A 17,654-nucleotide genomic window follows, 5' to 3' on the forward strand; every position below is an offset into this window, starting at 1 on the left:
CGTTATCTCCAGGACAGCTGGTCCTTCGGCAACCGGCCGCTTGGGTCGAATACGGCTACCTTGTGCGGCAGACCCGGACCCCAGTCCCAAAGGACCAGGTTACGATCCTCCTTCTCGGCGCTCGGCGCGAAACTTGGGACCACAATGCCGGCAATATTCCGAGGCCGCAGCCTGTCGTAGACGGACCAGGACGCCGGGCGCTCTCCGTCGCTAAGCGCCGTCGCCCAGGCGCAGGCCATGTCCTCGAGCGCGATAGAAAATTCTCCCCTCGCCTCGTCCGTTGTCAAATCCACGATGTCATCGAAGTCGATCTCATAGGAACACAGCACGCAAGGATCGATCCGGTGCGCGAACCCCTGGTTGGCTTCCTTGACCGCTGTCATGATGGTCAGCGCCAAATAGAGCGCCGGCACGCCTTTGGGATTTAATCGCGCACCTCTGATCGCCGCCCCTTCGCCGGAAGTCGGCTTGAATGCCCAACGTGGATCGTGTGCCCGGTAGCAGGTTCCAACGAACCTCAAGCGAAACCACCGACGGCCATATGATCGAGATAATCACGGACCGCTGCGGCCTTGCCATCCTTCACCAGCGCCTCAGCGGTGCGTCCGCCAAATGCTGGAAGCGGCTGAGCCCGATACCAAGCCATCGCCTGCTCCTTGCCACCCGCCCAATCCGTCACGCGACTGATGATCTCGAGCATTTCCCGCAGACGCCCCTGTGTCTTTACCGCAGCGCTGCGCTCTGAGCGATAAAGGGTCTCGCGCGCAAGACCGGCGGTCTGGGCCAACTGGCCCTTGGACATGCCAAAACCGTCCGCGACCTGCTCGATCGCAATCTTCCCGTTCCGGTCCATATAGGACAAGATGAGAGGTCCATTCTGCTCGAGGATCTTGAATGCAGGGGCCACAGAATTCGTCCTACCATATTGAGAGGCATATTTCTTGTGCAAAAGATATGGCAGTTCTCGGCAGCTTTCAAGCCCGGGCTGCTGCCACCGCCCGAGTACGGACGCCGATCGAGCCGACCGTGCGCGCGAGCATGTCGAGGTAGCGAGTTCGGCAAACACCCGTCGCGCCTCTGCCGCCGGCTGGAGCATTTTTGAGCCCGGTGGCTTCAGGACTGTAACGCCCCTCCCCTGCCCTGATCAGGAGCCAAACAGCCGCGGCCCAGTAAAAAACGGCATAAGCTGGGTTGATCAGAATGTTGCCCGGTCGTGCGATGACATGCAGGGGGCAAGGTCTCACACGACAAAGTCGGCTAAGCATCTACAGGCAGAGCGGTCGTTTGGTCGAGCGCCCGCACAAATTGTGGTGCTCATCATCATCCGGTCATTCTTGCTGTTGCCCCATTGGCCTTCAGGGCTGCCATGAGCATCGGTCCGACCGAAAACTCTCCCGCCCTCGCCTTGTCGGTCAGCACACGCAAGTAGCCGCCGGCCGAATTGATGTGCTGCGCCCTTTGCAGGATGCACGCAATCACGATCGCGGCAACCTCCTGGCCCATCACATGGCAGGCCTCCTCGTAAGCTGAGGGCGAAACGCCAAGGTATCCCCGCACCTGGGCGGCAGTCATCATCAGATCGCGCCAGTTTCCGATCCCGTTAACGGCATAGTCCGCAATTTCGGGACAAGCGCGCAGCACCAGTCCAATTGGGTAGCCTTTCGGCTTCTCAGCCGGAGGAGATGCTGGCTCGGCCGCCGCCCTGCTTTTTTCGAAAGCTGGTTCAAATACAAAAGTAGAGTCTGTGTTTGAATCAGATTGCTGCCGCTCATTATGGGATTCATTGGCGCTAGGATTCGTGGAATTCATAAAGCTTTCCAACATCCTATCCACTTCATCGTGGAGCTCGGCGAGATCTGCAACGATGCTCTCCAGATCGGACAGGCCGGCCCTGCGCGGTATTGCCTCCACGATAGCCCTAAACCGTCTCCAGACCGCCCCCCAATCGCCCGCGGCGCCCTCCTCGATCGCGGCCTCGACAAGCTTTTGAATATCGCGTCGATGGAGCGTGATCCGTTCGCGCATCAACTTGAGCGCCAGAGCGTCGGACCGGACCTGCTCCGCCGCTCGCTGGAATTCCGCTGCCCGTGTCAGCAGCGGCGCCAGCGAGAACCCAAATGCCTCCGCAATATTCCCGCCATGCCCCTTGCGAGCAAACCTTTTGCCGTTCGGACTGTCGCGGCGGACAATCAGCCCGCAACTCACCAGCTCGGCCAGATTCCTCCGAAGCGTGGACTCGGCCATGCCGTGCGCGCGCAGCGACAACTGTGCGTTCGACGGAAAAACCATCAAGCCGTTTTCTTCACTGACCTGGTCATCCGGGTAGAAGGACAACAGCCCGTTCAGCACTGCCAGGGCGCGGTCACCCACGCCGATGATGGACTTACCTTCACATAGCCAACGGTAGACTTGCCATTTTTCGACAGCAGATCCTTGCGGGATCTCCCGTGATGCCGCATTCGCCTGCACCAGCGCAAGCGTCATCGGCCGCCGCCCAAAGGGCGTCGTCGCGTACCCACTCTCCATTTCCCTCACCTTTCAATCAGGCAAAAGAAATCTGCTCGCCGAAACGGCGCCACGACTCTTGACAGTGATTCGGGGAAATGCGATTCTCAGCTTGCTACAGACGTGAGAAGGGCTTCCGCGACGGTGACGTTCGGGGGCCTTTTTCTTTTGCGGTCTTAGTCTCCTGTTTTCTTCGCCATTTCCGACTCCCGAAATGCCTCGAAAAGCTCATCGAGTTTGCCGGCAATGAATGTACCGAAGGGCAATGCTTCCTTGGACTTAAAGGCAAGCGTAAACACTTTTCCCGTGTCGGTGATCTTGGCCTGAACGGATTTGTCCTGGGGCATCCACGCCCGCTCCTTGGGCTTCGCTGCTGCGCGTGGGCGCTTTTCTAAGGCGCTCACAAGGTCGAACAGACGGGCAAAACGGGCCTCACTGCCTTGCTGCGCGAAATCGGCGCGGCTCACGCACTCCATGGCCTTCGCCGCCGCACCAGGATGTTCCATAAGCTTGGCAAGCTGCCACCAGCGGTCTCGGCCAACGCCTTTGGCAGCCCCTACCGCCAAAATGACCTGTTCTGGAATGGTGCTGGTCACGGAGCGCATCTTCGAGAAGGTCGTATCGTCGAGCGCGAGGGCCGACTTCACCGTATCAGGCGAATGGCCCCGCTTGAGGATGCGGTCGGCAAAAAGCGTCCGTTCGATGAAGGACAGATCAGCTCTGGCGGCGTTCTCCTGGCCTTGGGCGATGACATGGTCCCTATCGTCCATCTTCTTGACGACGGCGCGCACAGGCCGTTCCAGCTGCCGGGCAACCCTGACGCGCCTGTGGCCAAAGACAGTTTGAAAACGTCCCGAAATGTCAGGGTGGGGCCTGACCAGCACAGGAGAATCCTGGCCACGTTCCCGAATTGCAACCAGCAGCTCCTGAAACGCTTCATCGTCATCGTCGATACGGTCCGACACGAATGAGGTGTCGACCAAATCCGGATCGAGATCGACGACTGAGCCCTTCGAGAGCTCCTGGAACGACTGTATGATCGACCGTGATGCACCACGAACGGCGTAGCTCGAGACGTCCTGGGCATCGGCGACTGCCGATGCGGGACCCATGACACTTCCGAAAATGTCCTTGCGTGCCATTCAATCGCTCCGATTCGCGGCTAATGGACTGAATTCACGGCAAAAATTGCCACTATTTACTGCCGTAAACCGCGTCGTCATGTCCGTCCCCAGGCGCGGTGAATAAGTGTCGTGATCTCCGAATTCACCGCGTCGAGCGATTCAATCGCCCGGTCATAGGTTGAGCGGGTAAAAGACGACTTCTCCACCTCATAGAGCGTCTGTTTCGTCAGGCCCGCATCCGAGATCGCTGTCGATTTGAGCATGGGATTTTCGAGGATCTGGCCAGCAAGCATGGACTGCATGAAGCCGACCATCTGGGCTTGCGGAATGTCTGTCGGTTCGTACCGCGTGATCAGATAGCGGAACCAATCGAGTTCGATCGCCGCGCCAGCGGCTTTGATGGTCTTCAAGATGCCGCCGAGCATCAAAAGGAACTGGCTCATCGACATCAGGTCGAGCATTTGGGGATGAACGGTGATCAGAACGGACGTCGCCGCCGACATGGCCGTTAGAGTCAGATAGCCAAGTTGCGGAGGACAGTCGACGACGACCACGTCATAGCGGTCGTCCACCTCGGACAAGGCGTTTGCAATCCTGACGAAGAACTGCCGGCCGGCAGCGGAGGATTTGTCCTGCATAGCGAGCGGCGTGTCATACTCGTACTCTTGCAGCTCGAGATTGGCCGGAATGATATCCAGGCCAGGAAAATTCGTCGGCACGATCACATCGGAGATCGGCCGGCGCTCGTCATCGTAACGGATCGCCTCATAGAGCGAGAGGTTGCGGTCGAGTTCCGGTTGAAATCCATGCAGAGCAGACAGCGAGGCTTGCGGGTCGAGATCGATCGCGAGGACCCGGTGACCTGTCAGAGCCAAGTGCTGGGCAAGGTGGGCGGCAGTCGTTGTCTTGCCGCTGCCCCCTTTGAAATTGACGACCGCAACGACCTGGAGCTTGTCGCCGGGTTTGCGGTGCGGGACATACTTCTTGACCTCGGTCCTGCCATGCTGGTCCAGAAAATGGCGAAGTTCGAGTATCTGCGCGGCCGTGTAGGAGCGGCGCCCGGAAGGCATCTGTTCCGGCAAAGGACCCTTGCGCTCAAGGTGTAGCCGCTTCAGATTGTTTTGCGACACACCGAGATAGTGGGCGACTTCTGCCATCGAAAATGAACGCAGCGTCTTGGTCGCGTTGGGTGGAAATTTCTCCATGCGCAACTGATTGAGGCGTCGCGATATCTCAGCACCCTGCTCGAGGATTTTGTCATCGAACTCGAAGCGTGGTAGCCGCATGGCGATATTCATTCTTGTCGAAACCTGAATTGGCGCTTTTTGCGAAGAAACTATTCAACAAGCGCCATTAAGCTCCGATTCGGACAGCCCGGCAAGAAGTTTTGGGTTAACAGAAGGTTAACGCCACCAGCAGGCGTCTTACTGCCGAATAGCGAGATCATAGCGGCTGCTTGTCGTCTGAACCCAGGACTCTGCCGCTGCGTGGCTAAATGCATGTTTTCTCTGCGACAAGGGCAAGTTTTTACCGCAGTAAAGATCGCGCCAGTCAAAGGTCGAGGGTGGCACAAGCGGACCGGTGCCTGGCAGGGCGGTTCCAACCCGCCCAGCGCTGACGGACGCCATCCGCCAAGCGCTGCTCAAACCGCACAGGGGCGCTGCAATTTTTGATCCTCATTGGCGCGCCCGATTGCGATCGATCCACGGGAATCCAGTTTTACATGTCGTAAAGGGCTCTGTCGGAAATCGAGCCACTGAGATCATTGGGCAGCTCACATTGCAGCGATCCTGGTAGGGCAGGGCGGCTGCCCTTGCGACTTCAGCGATGCCGGTCGAGTCTGCCTGCCATTGCCGACCGCAAACCCGGATGGCGACGCAGGCGCAAGGGCGCCGTGACAAGCAACTTCAAGAGGCCGCAATCGTCGATCGCGGCGCGACCGGTGTTGCGTTGAGAGAAGGAGTTGAACGGCTGCGTTGAGCAGCCTGCACTCTAGACGTGCCGATATGAATGGCTCTCGAATTGGCAGAGGATAGCGAGGTGGGGTTGCCCCGCCGGTGGAGCACTCTGCGTCTGCCTGCCGAGACTGCGCTGGATCGGTACGAGAAGCCAAGTCAGGGCTGGACCACGGATCGGGCACCGCCGCCCGCCTTGCAAACATGCCTCGGCGTTTTCGAATGCGCGCACGACCAATTGAAACGGCCCATGCCACAGCTGTACGTCAGAGGAGCCAAGTTTCTGAAGGCCTCGTGAAGTCGCACGATGCCCATCTGCGCTCGCAAGCAGGCGAATTGGTTCAGCTCGTTCGCGGTATCTATGTCGATGCTGCCGATGACATCGAGACCACGATCCTGAACCATGCCGTTCGGATCGCACGTTATCTCTATCCAACGGCGTATCTGTCATCGGCAAGTGCGATTCTGCTCGGACCTACGCCGGACGGGCGGCTTTTTATCAGCGGGCGACGCAACCAGCGCACCCGCCTACGCACCCTCGAGATTATTCAAAATGAGGCGCCAGCCCACCCGTCGACGATGGGCGTTGTTGTTGGAGATGACATGGGGGAGTTGCGCACCGATGCTTCGTCCCCACGACAGGGGTTTTTGGAAGCGTTCCGGCTGCGCGGCGACCATGCGAGTGCGATACCCGGGCAGATGCGGGCACAACTTGCTGTGCGTCTCATCGGTGAGTTTGGATCGCCGCAAGCAGCCGCGGACGCGGTTTGGGCGCTCGCCCGTGAGAACAGCTGGTGTCGGGAAGGGCAGGGGCAGAACGCTATCTTTCGGCGCGGGCCGACGCCGGCAAATCGCCGGCAACAAGTCCGCATTGGAGTTTCTCGTTGCCTGGCACGGGATCTCGCTTGGACAGCTGATCCATGACGGTTTCGAGAGGCGGTGGAAGCCTGCTCACCGAACAGGCGGCACGCTGCTCATTCGCGAGACGATCCCAGGCAACTTGCCACCGTTCATCGTGTCGCTCTTGCCGGAGGAGTGGCTCGCCCACATTGCGTCAGCGCGATGGAGCGCGACGTCCTCAGAAAGCGCTGAATGTCCAAAAAACTGAAGGACCGTGCGGAGCTTGCCGATCTTCGTCGAGACACCGCAGGGCGAGCTTCTGGCCTTCTTGAAGGCCGGCCTGTTCACCGGTTCCTATGCAGGCCGGCGAGGAGGTCTCGCTGGGTCAGTAGCGGCCGTGAAGTGCCGCCAAGAGGAGTTCAGCGTTTCGGCCGGTTGACCTCGATTTATCATGAAGGCGCCGGATCTGCTCCTAGGCTCCAGCGCGTGCTGAACGCGCGCCAGAAGCGGCTCTCAATGGCGGCAAAGTGCCAGGCGAACAGTCGATCTCAGCGTAGCGGCTGCACTCTGCCTTTTAGCGCAGTGCCTGCTCCAGATAGTCGCTGAAGGCGCGGGCTTTCTGCGAAGGGCGTCGCCCGGCGGGGAACACGACAAAGGCGGTCACCGGCTCGAGGCTGTAGTCAGGAAGGATTTCAACCAGAGCTCCCGAGACAAGCTCGTCCGCGCACATCCACCTCGATGCGATCGCAATACCGAGGCCGGCGCTCGCACAAGCGATAGCACCTGCGGCAGAGCGGGTTCGCACGCGCGGGCTGACGGGCTGAACCTCGGTAACGCCTTCGCGATGGGCGGTCCAATTCTGATCGCCCGTATCACTGGGACCGCCAATGAGATGGTGCTGACTAAGCTCGGCGAGTTTTGTCGGTGTGCCGCGTCGTGCGAGATAGGTAGACGCGGCCACGAACAAACGGCGGCTAGCGGCAAGTTTACGCGCCACGAAACTGGAGTCCGGCTGGTTGCCCAGGCGGAGCGCCATGTCTGCGCCTTCTGCGACGAGATTCTCGTAGCGGTCGGACATCATGAGATCGACCTTGAGCAAAGGATGCCGCTCCAAGAAACCATGCAGCAGCGGTACGATCTGCCGCACCCCATAAGTCGCCGGCAGAGCCACCCGCAATATCCCCGACAACTGATCCGCCCCACGCGCTGCGCTCTCCGCCTCTTCGATCCCAGCAAGTGCCTCGCGCGCCCGGGAAAGCAGCGCCTCGCCGGCATCAGTTAGCGAAAGTTCGCGGGTCGTACGCGTGAGTAGCTTGACGCCCAGCCGTTCTTCCAGCGCCGCGACCGTCCGCGAGACGGAGGGTTGCGACAATCCGAACTCTCGGGCCACTTTCGAGAAGCTGCCGGTTTCCACCGTGCGAACGAACATCGCGAGTTGCTGGAGCCGATCATTCATACGGAATACGTATACATTATATGAGATCGGCAGCGCTACTCGCCGATTTGCGCATGATTTAACTCCTGAGCAACACGCCACTCAACGGCGGTTCACAAAGCTGAAAGGAGTAAGACCATGGACAATCTCAGGGGCAAAGTAGCAATAGTGACCGGCGCATCGAAGGGCATAGGCGCGGAAATCGCCCGGCAGTTCGCCGAGGCGGGCGCGGCCGTTGTCGTCAACTACGCGTCGAACAAGAGCGATGCCGACAAGGTGGTGGGCGAGATCCTGGGCGGCCACGGCAAGGCCGTTGCGATCCAGGCGGACGTAAGCAAGAGCGCCGACGTTAAGCGGCTGTTCGCCGAAACGAAGACCGCGTTCGGAAGGCCCAGTATCCTCGTCAACAATGCGGGCGTGTACCGCTTCGCCCCTTTGGAGGAGGTGACGGAAGCAGAATTCCATCGCCAGTTCGACACCAACGTGCTGAGCATCCTCCTAACGACGCAGGAAGCCGTAAACGCCTTTGGCCCTGCCGGCGGCAGCGTAATCAATCTTAGTACGATTTCGAGCACCAATCCTGTGCCGAATTCGGTCATCTATTCCGCCTCGAAGAGCGCGGTGGATACAATCACCAAGGCGCTCGCCAACGAGCTCGTGGGCCGCAATATCCGCGTCAACGCGATCGCACCCGGCATGACCGAGACCGAGGGTCTGGCGGTGGCAGGCATCGAAGGTGAGACTGCCAGAAATATCGGAGCAACCTTGCCGATGGGCCGACTGGGACGGCCCGATGACATTGCGCGCGTCGCAATCTTCCTCGCTTCGGACCAATCCGCCTGGCTGACAGGCGAACGCATCACGGCCTCCGGCGGCCAGCGTTAGGCGGCCGGCCTTTCTTCGACGGCACTGCGGGAGCGTCTTGGAGTCGGCCTCCCTCATATCCTTCATCCAGAACTGACGGAGAGAACTCATGTCTGAGCCCGAACAATATGACGTGGTGATCCTCGGCAGCGGCCAAGGCGGCAAGCTGCTCGCATGGCACCTGGCCCGCGCGGGAAAGAAGGTTGCGGTCGTGGAACGCCGATGGATCGGCGGCTCCTGTCCAGCCGTCGCTTGCCTGCCGAGTAAGAATGAACTCTGGAGCGCGCGGGTCGCACACCTCACCCGTCACGCCGCGGAGTTCGGAACGGTCATCGGACCCGCTGTGACCGACATGGCGCAGGTCCGCCGCCGCAAGCAGGACATGATCGACCGGGAGGTCGCCTTCCATCTCAACGCCTACGAAACCAGCGGCGCGGAGCTAATCATGGGGAGCGGCCGTTTTGTGGCGCCAAAGACGCTCGAAGTGGCTTTGAACGGCGGCGGCACGCGACTGCTCGTTGGTGATAAAGTCGCAATCAATGTCGGGACGCATGCGGCCATTCCGAGCATTCCCGGCCTTGAGGCGGCACGACCGCTTACACACATCGAAGCCCTGGAGCTCGATGTCTTGCCACCGCATCTGATCGTGCTCGGCGGCGGCTATGTCGGCCTTGAGCTGGCGCAGGCCTACCGCCGTTTCGGCAGCCGCGTGACCGTAATAGAAGCCGGTCCTCAACTCGTCGGCCGCGAAGATCCTGACGCCGCCGATGAGATGCGTCGGCTTCTTGCTGGCGAAGGTATCGAGTTCCTTATAGGGGCGGAGCCTCTCAATGTGCATGGCCGCTCTGGCGAAGGCATCAGCGTGGCCGTGCGCACCTCATCAGGCGAGCCGACGTTGGAGGGCAGCCATCTCCTTGTTGCGGCGGGGCGCGTGCCGAACACTGCCGGAATTGGTCTCGAAAAACTTGGCGTCGAAATCGACGGACGCGGCTACATTCGGGTCAACGAGCGGCTGGAGACGAGCGCGCCTGATGTTCTGGCGCTAGGCGAATGCGCCGGCAGCCCGCAGTTCACGCATGTCTCCGTCGACGACTTCCGCATCGTCAGGGACAATCTGGCAGGCGGCAACCGCAGCACGCGCGATCGGCTGGTGCCCTACACGATGTTCACCGACCCGCCGCTTGCCCGTGTCGGGCTAAGCGAAGGCGAAGCACAACGCCAGGATGTCAGCGTGCGCGTCGCAAAGTTGCCGATGAGCAGCGTCTTGCGCACCGAAGCAACTGAGGAAACCCAGGGGTTCATGAAGGCTGTCGTGGGCGGGGATGATGACCGTATCCTAGGGTTCACGATGATCGGTTCCGAAGCCGGCGAGGTCTTGGCTGCCATCCAGACTGCCATGCTGGCGAAGCTGCCGTACCCGAAGCTTCGCGATGCCGTCATCACGCACCTGACGATCGCAGAGGGACTAGGAGCTCTCTTCTCCAACGTGCCGCCTAGGTCGAATCAATAGCGATGAAAACATCACAGGCAGGTCCAGTTGATATGACGGGATCTGCCTGCGTCTGACCTGCACATTAAAAATTGACGCTCGAGCGACGCAGCCAACGGTCTGCATCGGATCGGTCCCGACTATGCAACCGGGCACCTCAACGTTCTCCCCGGACTGATCTGTATTTCGAAGCTGCGGGTTCGTTCTCCGGTGCGGTCCTTGAACGGTTCTGTAATCAGAAGCAGCCCGGCCACGAGACTTTTCCTGCAAAGAAACGTCGGAGGGCCATAGCGACAACAACGCAGAGGGAAAGATCGCCTATCGTAACGGCCGAGGTACCGTTGCAAGCATCTGGATCTTGGATGTGAGGCGGTCGATATCTCTTCGACCTGATTTCGAGAAGGCTACCGCGCGGGGTTCTCTGGATCGCCAATGTGCGTATGCTATGCGCGGACTATCGAACAATAACGAATTGTTTTTCGTGAGGGAGCTGAGAGGCGCCACAGGGTGTTCCCACCGGGAGGTAACAAGGTCGAAGATGCGGCGCAATGATGATTTTCCGGAATGGATTTCCGTAACTGATGCAGCGCCGCATCCACAGATGAACGAAAAAGGTGGGCTTTCTGCCCGCAATGCCCGGGGTGCAGGAATTCCTGAGCGCGAACTTCTCGCGCAAATTAGCGCTTGCCGATATGGCCGCGGTTTGCGGGCTTTCATCCTCTCATTTTGTGCGGGCTTTCTCCAGGACAGTCGGGGCGCCGCCGCATCACTACGTTCTCAATCTGCGGCTCGACTTGGCGGAGAGACTGCTTGCCGACAAGCGCATGGCCATTGCGGAGATCGCCCATGTGAGCGGGGTTCTCTAGCCAAAGCCACTTTACGACCGTCATGAAGAAATGCCGGCATCTAACGCCGGCGCAGGCGCGGGTGGGCAAGGTTATACGCGAAGCTTAGGCTGCATGCTGGAAGGCGGCTGGGCGCGAGGAGATGGAGGACGGCGTGTCGAGCGTTAACATAAGCGTCGGGCCATTGCACGTCGCTCGATGCGTGACTGGATGCGGGCTTCCGCTGGCTGGCTGAAATTTGGTTGGCCTTTACCGCCGCAAGGCGCGCCGCAAGCTTGGCAGGGGCGCAGGAAGAACCAACCCATTGGGATCTCCAGAGCTTCAGCTTCGGCGGAGGCAAAGGGTCGACGTGGTGCGCGGCTCGACGCACCGTACAGGGCCAGCAGCGGCATGCGGCGAAGCGCAGGCCAGTCTCCCTGGTTCGATCCCGGAAGTCCATCTAGATCGATTGAGACAAGCGGAACCTAATTCCATAACCTGGTATCTACCAGCCCTGCCGACCATACCAGTCATCGACATCTCGGCGTACGCGATCCTTCTCGATGCCGTAGCGTTCCTGGATCAGGCCCTCGAGCTGATCGCGTTTGCCGCCAATGCGGTCGATATCATCATCAGTGAGCTTGCCCCACTGTTCCTTGACTTTACCTTTGACCTGCTTCCAATTTCCTTCGACGCGGTTCCAATCCATCGTGGCTTCTCCTTCGAATCACACATCGGAAGAACGGACAAATCGCCCTCGAGTTCCGCTATAATCGGGAGAGGCGGGCTGGGAAGATGGTGGCGCACGTTGGTTTGATCGGCGCGATGATCATTGCGGAAGTTTCTAAGCGCTCCCATCCGTTTCGCTATCCTCATCGATTTGGCGCACCGGCAGGTAGGCGTTGGTTTCCAGCCACTCGCGCAACACAATCTGAATGAGATCTGACCGGCCGATCTTCATCTCTCCGGCGATCGAGTTCAGCGCGTCTTCTGTTGCCGGCTCCAGGGGAACGCCAGCGACGTTTCGCAGCATCAAGGCGGCGCGGCGAAGGATAACTTGAAGATCCGGCCGCGGCATGTCCGCGATGCGGTCGGCGGCACGCTCAAGCTCTTCGGCAATGGATGCGCGGGTCATGGCTCCATTTTTGCCACACCGGCGGTGGCCTGCCCAGTACAAGGGCAGGATTTAGTTCGCGTCAGGCGACTTTGGCCGTGGGTTTGGCAGGAGGTTTCTTCCGAGGGACCGGCTTCCGCCCCAGACCCGACGCCTTTGCCAAAGCGGACCGCTGTTCCGCATAGTTCGGCGCCACCATCGGGTAGTCGGCTGGCAATTTTCACTTGGCACGGTATTCATCGGCCGTCATGCCAAGGTAACGAAGGTGGCGTTTCAGCGATTTGAACTTCTTGCCGTCGTCAAGACAGATGATGAAGTCCGCAGTAACCGACTTCTTTGGATTGACCGCGGGGACCTGCATCTCAACTGCCGGCGCGGCAGGCTTGCTCAGACCAGGCAGGGAAGCGTGTAGAGACGCAATGAGGTTTGGCAGTTCGCCGGCCGGCACGGGGTTGTTGCTGACATATGCGGCGACAACACCCGCGGTTAGCTCGACAATCTCAGTGACACTATTGGTCCGCTCCGGCAATTATTGGAACTCCTATTGCTTCGGCACCTTCTACTTGGGATTTGCCTCTTCGCAATTCGCGAAAGAGCAAAACGTTCTGCGGTTGTAGATTGGCGCGATCGTATACGACCGCGCTGGCGGGTGTCCCGGTGTTTCATACTCTCAAGATGATGCAAAGCCAGGCGACCAGAAGATCGCGCCAAAGCCTCGAAATTGCGGCCTAATTCGGCTTCACGTCGCGGTGCAGGCAGTCCTGCACTTCAATCGACGTTCAGGGGCCGCATCTCGAACGCTGGCGACGCGGATGTCCGTCGCGCGCTCCACGATGCTGACGGCGGCGAACCGCCGGTCCGCATTTCGCGGCAGGAGCGGCGCAGCCCGGTTGCCGTGCTGTTTCATCATATTCGGTCATCAGCGAAAGTCGCTGACCTGACCTTGGTCGTGTGTGACGCGTATCGACATCATACCGGGTTGGCGTCCGGTCGTCACCGTCGACCCTTCGATGAGGACGCCGCCTGAATGGCGCTTGGCGCCCCAATCTTGTCAACTCCTCCACGACAAATTCGGCCATCGATGGCTCCTGAAAGCCCGCCCAGCGCGTCAGCCGTATCCCGCGGTTTTCTGGATCCAGTGCTCGGCCTCTAGTGCTGCAAATTATTCTGGAGACTTGAGGTTCCGGTAACTTGCGAATTCGAACTCACTGATCTTGCGCGTGCCGAGATCGGTGACGCGCACCCAGGGTTTGCCGGATGTTCGCCCGGGCTTCAGTGGTCGCTGGACGACCTTCACAACGGCATGAACATGGCTGTGGGCTTCCACTGAGGTGGTGCTGATCACCTTCGTGCCGTTCATCGCCTCAACTTTGAAACTTGCCATCGGCCCGATCTCTCCGAGGCGATCCTAGCCAAGTCCGAATTCGAACGGAACTGTCGTGGCTGTTGCTGGTGAACAGGAATTGCTTGCTAAGGTGCTGGTGCACGAAGGCGGCTATTCGAAAGATGGGCGGCCTTGTTCGCTTAGATGCAACTGATGGTTTGGGGAGCGTTGCTACCCTTGGCCAGCATCGTCCTCCGCTGGCCGGCTCCGATGAAGCCCGTCACTGTTTCCGCAGTGGCGGGCTTTTTAACATCCGCTGACTGTGCGTGACGCCTATCCCGCCATTGCCGCCATTGCCGCCCGTGGTGGGAGCCGCATTGTCGTTGCCACCGCTGCCGCCATTGCCGCCGGTGATCGTCCCGAGGTTAGTGAATGTGGCTCCGGAGACAAGCGAAACGCCGGCGCTTCCATTGCCGCCATGACCGCCGAGCACCGGGATCGTTTGCGTCGAGCAGCAGCCGACGTTGTTGCCGCCGTTGCCGCCGTTCCCGACGAGGATTCGCAGATCGTGGCTTCAGGCTTCAACTGATCGCGTTCCACAGCCCGCTCGAGCATGAACCGGGCTGGCAGCAGCTTCATCAGGAAGAAGCTGGCGCCGAAAAGAGCTCCGCCGAGCGCCACAAGGCGCGGGCCCTCGAAATCTTCCAGCTTTCGCATCAGCGCACGGGTCGACATGGGTTACTCCTGCGTGCCAGGCGTTCAATGGCGAAAGATCGTCGGCTCGAAATTGGACTGACGCAGAGCGCCTGCCGCGCGATCGATGTTTACGGATGCATTCTGGTCTCTAGCGTCGAACATCAGTCCGACGACCGTGCCGCTGTGAGCGACCTGAACGCCAATGGCGCCGAAGCGGTCACCGACGGTTTCGATCTCTCTCAGCCGTGGTTTGGCAAGAAACCGCTCGTTGATCCGCGCGCTCGCCGTCGCAACCCTGCCCAGCATGCGGGCGTCCGCATTCTTGATGGCTGTTCGCAACAGGCTTCGAAGCGGCCGAAAGGTCTCGATCTCCAGGTGACCGTAACGCGCCGGCTCGAATTCAAGCGTATCGACCGTGAGCTGGGGGGTGGTATCGATGCTGATGAAGTCGATCGGCGGCAGCGGCTTGCGGAATGCCTCCATCACGATGCCGTCCCGGTGCGCAAACAGCACCGCTTGCTGCCTGAACAAAGTGGAGTCACAGGCCGTTTCCGCGCTGACCGCGAGCTGCATGACCTCATCCGACGCCGCATCGATCTCCAACCAATTCAATACCGCCAGGATGCTTGCCAGAACGTCGGCGGTGGAGGAGCCCATGCCACGGCCAATGGGGATGTTGCTATCCATCGAGAGATGGCCGCCGCTGCCGGGCCGGCCGAATGCATTGATGGTCAACTCGGCCGCGCGTCGAGCCTTCTCCCGCGAGGCTGGCCAGACAGTCACGTGATCGCTATCGTTTGCGCTGAACCTGGCTTTGGACCTCAGATGACGACAGGGCAGCGAGACCAGCGCGCGTCGCAACCGCGCGCCCTCATCCTCGAAAACGCCTTGAACCAGTTCCCCGTGATGGCCAATGGCTTCAGCGTATCCCGAGCCCTCAGACATGGGCATTCCTCCATATACTTTAGCAACCACTTAAGTTACTCGGTGAATACTTTCGCAGGCCGGATCGTCTACAGCAACAACCAAGTTGATAATCTTTTGTATTCCAAAACGTTGCGAGTACATGACGCGCATTTATTTCCTCTTACATATTGGTCACAAATGTAGAGCCCGACCAGGCGGGCAGGGGCGGCTGCCGGCGTTCCTCGATATGTGCTGCGGGAATGATCAGGCCGACTGGTCTTCGAGCGCGTATCCGGCGAGCCTTACAGTGCGAATGGCAACGCTTCGTGATGACCGCCTGAGTAACTTTCGCAACTGGCTCATGTGAACATCGACCACGCGCGTGCTTACACTGGCGCTATTTGTCCAGGCCACGGCGATCAGCTCATCGCGGCTGAGCACCTTTTCCGGATTTTCCAGCATGTGGCGCAGCAACTTGAACTCGATTGGCCCGAGCGATATCTCCTTGCCGGCGCAGCGCACGCGATGGGTATCAAGCTGCATCTCGATATCGCTATATGCCAGCGACTTGCCACGCCGGGATCCCTGTTCCGATGCTTGGCCCACCGCCAGCCTGGCCCGCAGGTATTCGAGCAGCTTGGCCGGGGCAAACGGCCGGACAAAGCATTCGTCAATGCCAGACCTCAGCAGCTGAATGTGCTGAGCTTCCGCGCCGGGCGACACCAGAGCGACACAGGGGAGGGCGCCTGTGCGAGCATCCTGCTTGAGCCCGGCACTTTTGGCCCCCAGCTGGTTGTCCGGTCGACAATCCAGCACCACGGCCCGAACCGGCATGCCCGCTGCAAGCTCCAGCACTTCATCGATGGAACCGGCCAGCGTACTGGCGAAGCCGTCGACCTCGAGAATGTGGCTGAGGAGCAGATAAAATTCCGCGTCCTTCGAGCAGATCACTATCAATGGCTTCATATGCGCAGCGTTAGGATCTTTCAGCTGCCATCAAGACGGGCTGGCTATATTCGAATCCCGCATTCCCAAAGGCCAGCATGCCAGAACAAGCCACCCAAAACAACAAAGCCCAAAAACGAGCTTGGCGTCGCAGCAAACATGCCGGCGGCCGGTCCGTGCTTCCCTCTACGGCAAATTCGAGTCCAGCGGCGGCCGCCGCCAAAAAAGACAAAGGGCGTATAAACCGAAATCCCGCGCGCGTCCGCAACGGCGGACAAGCCTCGCGCGTGGGATGGAGGAATTCCGCCTCGGCCGCGGTGGTGAACGGGACAGCCTAAGGAGCGTCAGCATAGCGACGGCTGAAAGCCTGGACGCGGGACTGACTGTCCCCGCCAAGGCGGTCCGCACACTGCACGATGGTCGAGGTAGGCCGTGGTATCTGTCATCGGCATCCCGCCGCAACGGATCTCGCCGGCGAACCGGAACCTATCGCCTGATCATTAATCTACTCCCAGGGGGAGCCCGATGGCCGGCGATGACCAGTTCGAAAGATGTTGCGGCCCGGAAAGCCTTACCGCGTGTTCTCGAAGGGCTGAAAGAGGCCCATCACGCCCGCAGGCTATTCATTGAGGCCGCGACGAAGGGGATATTCTGGCTAAATGGGGCCCGCTGAGTTGAGCGGCAGCCGCCTTTTCATCGAGAGCCAGATAGGCTTACTCTAAGAAGGTCGCCCGGAGCCTTCCATGTGCAACGATTATGAACAGCATGTCCTGTGGGGTGAATACTGTCGGATGATGGCGTCGCTGGCGCTCAAAATCCCGGCGCACCAAACCGAACTCGATTTGCCGCAGGCGGATGACATCCGCATTAATGACCCGGCGCCAATAATGCGCGGCGCCGGCGATGCGATTGAATTGGCATCGATGACGTTCGGATTTCCGCCGGCGGGCCCAAAGGGGGGACCGGTGTTCAACTTTCGCTCCGAAGGGAGGCAATTCGCAAACAGCAATCGATGCCTCATTCCGGCCTCCGGGTTCTTCGAGTTCACTGGTGCGAAATATCCGAAGGCGAAACATCGCTTTACGCTCAACGGCTCTCCATTTATGGCCATCGCAGGGCTTTGGCGTGAGGCCGCCGGCAACAAGCCGCCTACCTTCACCATGCTGACGACTGATCCCGGGCCCGATGTCGCACCATTTCATAATCGGCAGGTCGTTGTTCTTCAGCCGCAGAATTGGGCTGCCTGGATCAACCTGACGAAGCCCGAATCTGAACTCTTGCGGCCGCTTCCGGCGGGGTCGCTTAGAGTGGAAACGGTGCGCCCGCAAAGCGCGTAACACGAGGCCGATCCTGACGATCATTCCATGTCGGGTACGTCACCGCTGACGAAAAGCGTTGTAGGCGGGCCGTAGTCCCCAAGCGCTGGATCGGCATCGCGGCTCCATGCGATGACGCCGACATGCCTGGTAGCCAGCGCCTTGGCTATGCGAACTGCCCTTTCCTCGCTTTGCTGATCCGCCGGGCCGTAGGCGGCAAACAGATCGCCCTCGTTGCCGCGATCAAAGGCAATGACGACGATCAGCTTTGGCTTCTTCTGGCCAGGCAGGACATGGTCGGACATCATCTCTCCTTC

Annotated in this window: 19 protein-coding genes and 1 pseudogene; 7 read left to right on the plus strand and 13 right to left on the minus strand. The window is 59.9% G+C overall.

Going from position 1 to position 17,654, the window contains the following annotated elements; all coding sequences use genetic code 11:
- Positions 1-2: 2 nt before the first annotated feature.
- From FJ953_RS18950 to repA, 5 genes are all read right to left on the minus strand, one after another.
- Positions 3-521: an RES family NAD+ phosphorylase gene (locus FJ953_RS18950; protein ID WP_140523085.1), complete on the minus strand. Its 519-nt coding sequence runs from the start codon at positions 519-521 to the stop codon at positions 3-5.
- A complete protein-coding gene (locus FJ953_RS18955; RefSeq protein WP_181165405.1) occupies positions 518-853 on the minus strand; it encodes an MbcA/ParS/Xre antitoxin family protein in 336 nt (111 codons plus the stop codon). The genes FJ953_RS18950 and FJ953_RS18955 overlap by 4 nt, the downstream gene beginning before the upstream one ends.
- Before the next feature lie 467 nt (positions 854-1,320).
- Positions 1,321-2,526, minus strand: coding sequence for a plasmid replication protein RepC (repC, locus tag FJ953_RS18960; RefSeq protein ID WP_140523080.1), 1,206 nt, complete (start codon positions 2,524-2,526; stop codon positions 1,321-1,323).
- A 155-nt stretch (positions 2,527-2,681) separates the two neighbouring features.
- Entirely contained in the window at positions 2,682-3,647 is a 966-nt protein-coding gene (repB, locus tag FJ953_RS18965) for a plasmid partitioning protein RepB (protein WP_140499711.1), read from the minus strand.
- Positions 3,648-3,724: 77 nt separating this feature from the next.
- Entirely contained in the window at positions 3,725-4,927 is a 1,203-nt protein-coding gene (gene repA / locus FJ953_RS18970) for a plasmid partitioning protein RepA (protein ID WP_140499712.1), read from the minus strand.
- 951 nt (positions 4,928-5,878) lie between these two features.
- Here repA and FJ953_RS18975 point away from each other — a divergent pair.
- Positions 5,879-6,508 (plus strand): HipA domain-containing protein, encoded by a 630-nt coding sequence (locus FJ953_RS18975; RefSeq protein ID WP_210239470.1) that lies wholly within the window; start codon positions 5,879-5,881, stop codon positions 6,506-6,508.
- Positions 6,509-6,998: 490 nt separating this feature from the next.
- Here the strand turns inward: FJ953_RS18975 and FJ953_RS18980 are convergent, their stop codons facing one another.
- Complete coding sequence (locus FJ953_RS18980) at positions 6,999-7,880, minus strand: LysR family transcriptional regulator (RefSeq protein ID WP_140499714.1); 882 nt, start codon at positions 7,878-7,880, stop codon at positions 6,999-7,001.
- 117 nt (positions 7,881-7,997) lie between these two features.
- On the opposite strand from FJ953_RS18980, the gene FJ953_RS18985 reads away from it, so the two are divergent.
- The 3 genes from FJ953_RS18985 to FJ953_RS30925 all read left to right on the plus strand — a co-directional run bounded on the left by FJ953_RS18985 (position 7,998) and on the right by FJ953_RS30925 (position 11,078).
- Complete coding sequence (locus tag FJ953_RS18985) at positions 7,998-8,744, plus strand: glucose 1-dehydrogenase (RefSeq protein WP_140499716.1); 747 nt, start codon at positions 7,998-8,000, stop codon at positions 8,742-8,744.
- Between the two features lie 88 nt (positions 8,745-8,832).
- Positions 8,833-10,233 (plus strand): mercuric reductase, encoded by a 1,401-nt coding sequence (locus FJ953_RS18990; RefSeq protein WP_140523077.1) that lies wholly within the window; start codon positions 8,833-8,835, stop codon positions 10,231-10,233.
- Positions 10,234-10,826: 593 nt separating this feature from the next.
- Positions 10,827-11,078 carry an AraC family transcriptional regulator gene (locus FJ953_RS30925; protein ID WP_224646664.1) on the plus strand — a complete coding sequence of 84 codons (252 nt, stop codon included), beginning with the start codon at positions 10,827-10,829 and terminating at the stop codon, positions 11,076-11,078.
- A 463-nt stretch (positions 11,079-11,541) separates the two neighbouring features.
- Here FJ953_RS30925 and FJ953_RS19000 read toward each other — a convergent pair whose 3' ends face one another.
- The 4 genes and pseudogenes from FJ953_RS19000 to FJ953_RS19015 form a co-directional block, all read right to left on the minus strand.
- Positions 11,542-11,745, minus strand: coding sequence for a CsbD family protein (locus FJ953_RS19000; protein WP_140499719.1), 204 nt, complete (start codon positions 11,743-11,745; stop codon positions 11,542-11,544).
- Positions 11,746-11,880: 135 nt separating this feature from the next.
- Positions 11,881-12,171 carry a hypothetical protein gene (locus tag FJ953_RS19005; protein WP_140499721.1) on the minus strand — a complete coding sequence of 97 codons (291 nt, stop codon included), beginning with the start codon at positions 12,169-12,171 and terminating at the stop codon, positions 11,881-11,883.
- Positions 12,172-12,232: 61 nt separating this feature from the next.
- Positions 12,233-12,679 (minus strand): annotated as a pseudogene (locus tag FJ953_RS19010) (MucR family transcriptional regulator).
- 633 nt (positions 12,680-13,312) lie between these two features.
- Positions 13,313-13,534 (minus strand): hypothetical protein, encoded by a 222-nt coding sequence (locus FJ953_RS19015; protein ID WP_140499723.1) that lies wholly within the window; start codon positions 13,532-13,534, stop codon positions 13,313-13,315.
- A gap of 262 nt (positions 13,535-13,796) precedes the next feature.
- On the opposite strand from FJ953_RS19015, the gene FJ953_RS30560 reads away from it, so the two are divergent.
- Positions 13,797-14,063: a hypothetical protein gene (locus FJ953_RS30560; RefSeq protein ID WP_181166228.1), complete on the plus strand. Its 267-nt coding sequence runs from the start codon at positions 13,797-13,799 to the stop codon at positions 14,061-14,063.
- Between the two features lie 170 nt (positions 14,064-14,233).
- On the opposite strand, the gene FJ953_RS19030 is transcribed toward FJ953_RS30560, so the two are convergent.
- Positions 14,234-15,115 carry a GHMP kinase gene (locus tag FJ953_RS19030; RefSeq protein ID WP_140523070.1) on the minus strand — a complete coding sequence of 294 codons (882 nt, stop codon included), beginning with the start codon at positions 15,113-15,115 and terminating at the stop codon, positions 14,234-14,236.
- Between the two features lie 225 nt (positions 15,116-15,340).
- Complete coding sequence (locus FJ953_RS19035; protein ID WP_140523067.1) at positions 15,341-16,042, minus strand: response regulator transcription factor; 702 nt, start codon at positions 16,040-16,042, stop codon at positions 15,341-15,343.
- 514 nt (positions 16,043-16,556) lie between these two features.
- Between FJ953_RS19035 and FJ953_RS19040 the strand changes: the two genes are divergently transcribed.
- Both FJ953_RS19040 and FJ953_RS19045 read left to right on the plus strand, forming a co-directional pair.
- Positions 16,557-16,694 (plus strand): hypothetical protein, encoded by a 138-nt coding sequence (locus FJ953_RS19040; protein WP_140499769.1) that lies wholly within the window; start codon positions 16,557-16,559, stop codon positions 16,692-16,694.
- Positions 16,695-16,764: 70 nt separating this feature from the next.
- A complete protein-coding gene (locus tag FJ953_RS19045; protein WP_140523065.1) occupies positions 16,765-17,358 on the plus strand; it encodes an SOS response-associated peptidase in 594 nt (197 codons plus the stop codon).
- Positions 17,359-17,378: 20 nt separating this feature from the next.
- Here the strand turns inward: FJ953_RS19045 and FJ953_RS19050 are convergent, their stop codons facing one another.
- Complete coding sequence (locus tag FJ953_RS19050; RefSeq protein WP_140523062.1) at positions 17,379-17,642, minus strand: hypothetical protein; 264 nt, start codon at positions 17,640-17,642, stop codon at positions 17,379-17,381.
- Positions 17,643-17,654 lie beyond the last annotated feature (12 nt).

The sequence above is a fragment of the Mesorhizobium sp. B2-3-6 genome (genome assembly GCF_006442305.1).
In the GTDB taxonomy this organism is placed as follows: domain Bacteria; phylum Pseudomonadota; class Alphaproteobacteria; order Rhizobiales; family Rhizobiaceae; genus Mesorhizobium.

Bases quoted from the DNA above. Each gene is read 5' to 3' on its own strand.
- repB (WP_140499711.1), bottom strand. From the start codon at position 3,647: ATGGCACGCAAGGACATTTTCGGAAGTGTCATGGGTCCCGCATCGGCA.
- FJ953_RS18980 (WP_140499714.1), bottom strand. From the start codon at position 7,880: ATGAATGATCGGCTCCAGCAACTCGCGATGTTCGTTCGCACGGTGGAA.
- FJ953_RS19005 (WP_140499721.1), bottom strand. From the start codon at position 12,171: ATGACCCGCGCATCCATTGCCGAAGAGCTTGAGCGTGCCGCCGACCGC.
- FJ953_RS19015 (WP_140499723.1), bottom strand. From the start codon at position 13,534: ATGGCAAGTTTCAAAGTTGAGGCGATGAACGGCACGAAGGTGATCAGC.
- FJ953_RS19045 (WP_140523065.1), top strand. From the start codon at position 16,765: ATGTGCAACGATTATGAACAGCATGTCCTGTGGGGTGAATACTGTCGG.
- repC (WP_140523080.1), bottom strand. From the start codon at position 2,526: ATGGAGAGTGGGTACGCGACGACGCCCTTTGGGCGGCGGCCGATGACG.
- FJ953_RS19035 (WP_140523067.1), bottom strand. From the start codon at position 16,042: ATGAAGCCATTGATAGTGATCTGCTCGAAGGACGCGGAATTTTATCTG.
- repA (WP_140499712.1), bottom strand. From the start codon at position 4,927: ATGAATATCGCCATGCGGCTACCACGCTTCGAGTTCGATGACAAAATC.
- FJ953_RS18955 (WP_181165405.1), bottom strand. From the start codon at position 853: ATGGACCGGAACGGGAAGATTGCGATCGAGCAGGTCGCGGACGGTTTT.
- FJ953_RS18990 (WP_140523077.1), top strand. From the start codon at position 8,833: ATGTCTGAGCCCGAACAATATGACGTGGTGATCCTCGGCAGCGGCCAA.
- FJ953_RS18985 (WP_140499716.1), top strand. From the start codon at position 7,998: ATGGACAATCTCAGGGGCAAAGTAGCAATAGTGACCGGCGCATCGAAG.
- FJ953_RS19030 (WP_140523070.1), bottom strand. From the start codon at position 15,115: ATGTCTGAGGGCTCGGGATACGCTGAAGCCATTGGCCATCACGGGGAA.
- FJ953_RS19000 (WP_140499719.1), bottom strand. From the start codon at position 11,745: ATGGATTGGAACCGCGTCGAAGGAAATTGGAAGCAGGTCAAAGGTAAA.
- FJ953_RS19040 (WP_140499769.1), top strand. From the start codon at position 16,557: ATGACCAGTTCGAAAGATGTTGCGGCCCGGAAAGCCTTACCGCGTGTT.
- FJ953_RS19050 (WP_140523062.1), bottom strand. From the start codon at position 17,642: ATGTCCGACCATGTCCTGCCTGGCCAGAAGAAGCCAAAGCTGATCGTC.